Here is a 2,859-nt window from a genome sequence, read left to right on the forward strand (position 1 = left end):
ACCTGATCAGCATCAAAGGCATAGTCAGAGACGCCATTGATGTTCAGCTCGGCGGCATTAGCGCCACTGGCGATCAGGCCAAGGGCGGCAGGGGCCACCAGCAGTTGCTGGAAAAGCTTCATTAGGTTCCTCACACAGGAATGCCCGTAAGGGCTTGCTTACTTTGACAACCTGCTGGATGGGTTGTTTCTTCTTTGAGCTGATGGCTCGTATCTTTTGATACCTGCTTGCGGGAGTTTATTTTGTCCCTTTGGGCCTTGATGCTTTGCCTGGAGGGATATGAATTGCTCTTGATGATTGCAAGTGGAGCATTGATCGATTTGATTTTGTCGGTGACTGTTTTCTTGATTTGTCGTTTTTTTGGCCCGATTTTTGATTGATTTTGACTTTCAAGTTGCTGACGCAAGGTCTTGCTCTTACCTGTAATGAGAATCATTATCAATATTTCCGCATGAATTGTGTTGGGAATGGTGTATTTGTCTTGGAATCATCTGTTTTTCGGCCTACACAGCAGTGAGTTGATTGGTTGTGATGGCTCCCGCTACTCCCTGTGCCTGTCTGCATTGCACCTGTGAGGCGTGTGCATCCCAGGCGGTTGTTCGAGATGGCTAGAGCTTCTGTTCAGAGTCTTGTGCCGCCGGTCACCCCAACCACGAGCCCTGCCATGGCAGTGGTTCCTGCGGCTGCACTTGCACGGAGTGAGGCCGTCGGGGTGATTCAACTCCCTTTAGTGCGGGCTGGCCTGAGCAGCATTATCAGCCCAGACACGGTCACAACAATCGTGAGAGCTCCTAGCAGGATTGGGTACACGGGCTGAAGGTTGAGCCAGCCGAACTGTTCTGTGTGCAGCTTGAGTAGCTAGAAGGCATCAATGTTCTGCTCCGCAAGCTGTACAGGGAGCCGGTTCCAGCGGTGATCAGCAGCGGCGTTGCGGCGATCGGCACCAGCCAGCGATGGACGCGCCGCGCCTGTCGGCTGGTTGTTTTGGAGGTTTTCATTGCTTGCGCAGCTGTTGGTGGAGTTCCCGTTCATCAGCGCAAGGCATCCAACGACCGTTATTCTCGTGAACGCTGGTGCAACCGATTTCAGCCGCCTGCTGCCGGGCTTCGGCTTCGGTAGCGTAGAGCCCCCTGCCGTGGGCCATTCCTGGCGTTTGGTTCACCAACAGGGCCAAAACGCCGAATGGTGAAAGCCGATAAGGGTTGGATGGCGCTCATCGGTTCAGAAGCCTTCGCAGTGTTCGACGGCTTTGAGGTAGTTCTTCTTGCCGGGAGCTGTGCTTCTTTTGGGATTGATGTTGGCCTGCATGGCGATCTGTGCGTCGATGCAGCTGTTGTAGCGATGGGTTTTGACGGCTTGTGGAATCAGCAGAACCGCGATACTGAGCAGGCTGAGGCTACTGACGACACCCAGCACTGGGTAGGCGTGGGCTCGCACCATCTCGCGAGCCGTGAGCTTTTGTTGGCTGTGGTCGACCATGCGTCGCTTGTGTTTGGCTCCAGCGTATGGATAGCTTTACGCGTTGATTGGCCTCGAGCAACGTGGCTGTCAGCCAAAACCCCGACCCGCGGTATGGGAGGGTTCTCCCGCAATTCGAAACTCGATGTGATCGGTAGCGGGATCGTAGAGGGTGTAATGCCTCCCCCCGCCAATGCCGATCACACTTCGCTTTGGCACAGCCTGTTCGCTCTGCTGTTCACCGGCATGGTCTCTTACATGGGATTGGATGGATCCACCGGAAAGCTCCAGCCAGAACTGACGCTGACAGCGTGCCGTGAACAGTCGGTTGACATCCAGCCGCGTCAGTCGATCCAGCAGCACCAATGCTGAGGTGTCTTCCGTCAGCCGGTCGCCGACGTCCGCAGAGCTGCCATGAATCAAAGCGCAGTCAAGTTCGATGAAGCCGAACTGCAGCGATGCCAGCCAATTGAGATGGTCGGCGTCCACCGCAGCGAGAAGCTCGCCGACCGCCGCCTCGCCTTGCTCTTCTCTGAGGCCTTCAGCTTTGCGTTCTCCGCGGTAACCACACTCCGCCAGAAGTTGCTCTTCCCACCAGCCGTAGATGCAGTCGGGCTGAAGATCAGCGCGCTGCGGCTGCCTCAAACGCTCGAGCAGTGCATTGCACTTGCGTTGTGATCCGATCAGATCACCGAGAACGAAGAGATTGGCAACACCCCGCTGTTGCTTCAACTCCTTCTGGATCTGCTCGTACAGATCCAGGTCTCCTTGGAGACCACTCACCAGGGCCCAGCGTTCCATCAGCGCTCACACACGTGGCTTGCGTCTTCAGCCCGCTCGGCGTATTCGAAGCCGTGGCTGAGCCTCCAGGCAAACACCTCCGGTAAGCCCGCATCAACGATCGCTCGACATGTTTTGGCGACGTCGTAGTCGACCTCTCGAATCGACACCTCTCCGATGCTGTCGTTATGGATGACGTAAGTGGCCTTGGTGCTGCCATGACGCGGTTCCCCCACGGAACCAGCGTTGACGATCCGCCGCAACGGCAGTTCCAGCTCCTGTTCTGTTGATGTGCCTTGATCGCGTTGTTGCAACTTCACCCGAACGGACCCCTGCCGTAGTTCGCGCACATAGGGCTGGTGGGTGTGGCCGCAGAACAAGGTCTACGCCCCTGCTGTTTCTACCCGCTCGAGGGCAGCAAAAGCGTTCATGTCAGGCAATAGATATTCGTGCTGACTGTTCGGACTGCCATGCACAAACAGCAGCTTGTCGCGCCGCAGTGTCATCGGAAGTTCAGCCAGAAAGGCCTTGTTCTCCTCCCTCAGTAGCTCGGCCGTCCAGTGATGGGCGCGATGGCCTCGTCGTTCCGCCAGCTGGGACGGATAGCTGCATTCACAGGCA

5 protein-coding genes and 2 pseudogenes are annotated in these 2,859 nt (G+C 56.5%); all 7 read right to left on the minus strand.

The window, feature by feature from the left end; genetic code table 11:
* Positions 1 to 130: 130 nt before the first annotated feature.
* Entirely contained in the window at positions 131 to 436 is a 306-nt protein-coding gene (locus tag ACGVJ8_RS10945; protein ID WP_392348044.1) for a hypothetical protein, read from the minus strand.
* A 281-nt stretch (positions 437 to 717) separates the two neighbouring features.
* Positions 718 to 998 (minus strand): annotated as a pseudogene (locus ACGVJ8_RS10950) (hypothetical protein).
* A complete protein-coding gene (locus ACGVJ8_RS10955) occupies positions 995 to 1,144 on the minus strand; it encodes a DUF3721 domain-containing protein (RefSeq protein WP_392348046.1) in 150 nt (49 codons plus the stop codon). Before ACGVJ8_RS10955 ends, ACGVJ8_RS10950 begins: the two are co-directional and overlap by 4 nt.
* A gap of 77 nt (positions 1,145 to 1,221) precedes the next feature.
* Positions 1,222 to 1,479, minus strand: coding sequence for a hypothetical protein (locus ACGVJ8_RS10960; protein WP_392348048.1), 258 nt, complete (start codon positions 1,477 to 1,479; stop codon positions 1,222 to 1,224).
* 69 nt (positions 1,480 to 1,548) lie between these two features.
* Positions 1,549 to 2,259 (minus strand): phosphoesterase, encoded by a 711-nt coding sequence (locus ACGVJ8_RS10965; protein ID WP_392348050.1) that lies wholly within the window; start codon positions 2,257 to 2,259, stop codon positions 1,549 to 1,551.
* Positions 2,259 to 2,618: a metallophosphoesterase family protein gene (locus ACGVJ8_RS10970; RefSeq protein WP_392348052.1), complete on the minus strand. Its 360-nt coding sequence runs from the start codon at positions 2,616 to 2,618 to the stop codon at positions 2,259 to 2,261. The genes ACGVJ8_RS10965 and ACGVJ8_RS10970 overlap by 1 nt, the downstream gene beginning before the upstream one ends.
* Before the next feature lie 3 nt (positions 2,619 to 2,621).
* Positions 2,622 to 2,859, minus strand: a pseudogene (locus ACGVJ8_RS10975) (metallophosphoesterase); the annotation flags it as partial.

The organism is Parasynechococcus sp. (assembly GCF_042954245.1).
GTDB lineage: Bacteria > Cyanobacteriota > Cyanobacteriia > PCC-6307 > Cyanobiaceae > Parasynechococcus.

Bases quoted from the DNA above. Each gene is read 5' to 3' on its own strand.
- ACGVJ8_RS10960 (WP_392348048.1), bottom strand. From the start codon at position 1,479: ATGGTCGACCACAGCCAACAAAAGCTCACGGCTCGCGAGATGGTGCGA.
- ACGVJ8_RS10965 (WP_392348050.1), bottom strand. From the start codon at position 2,259: ATGGAACGCTGGGCCCTGGTGAGTGGTCTCCAAGGAGACCTGGATCTG.
- ACGVJ8_RS10955 (WP_392348046.1), bottom strand. From the start codon at position 1,144: ATGGCCCACGGCAGGGGGCTCTACGCTACCGAAGCCGAAGCCCGGCAG.
- ACGVJ8_RS10945 (WP_392348044.1), bottom strand. From the start codon at position 436: ATGATTCTCATTACAGGTAAGAGCAAGACCTTGCGTCAGCAACTTGAA.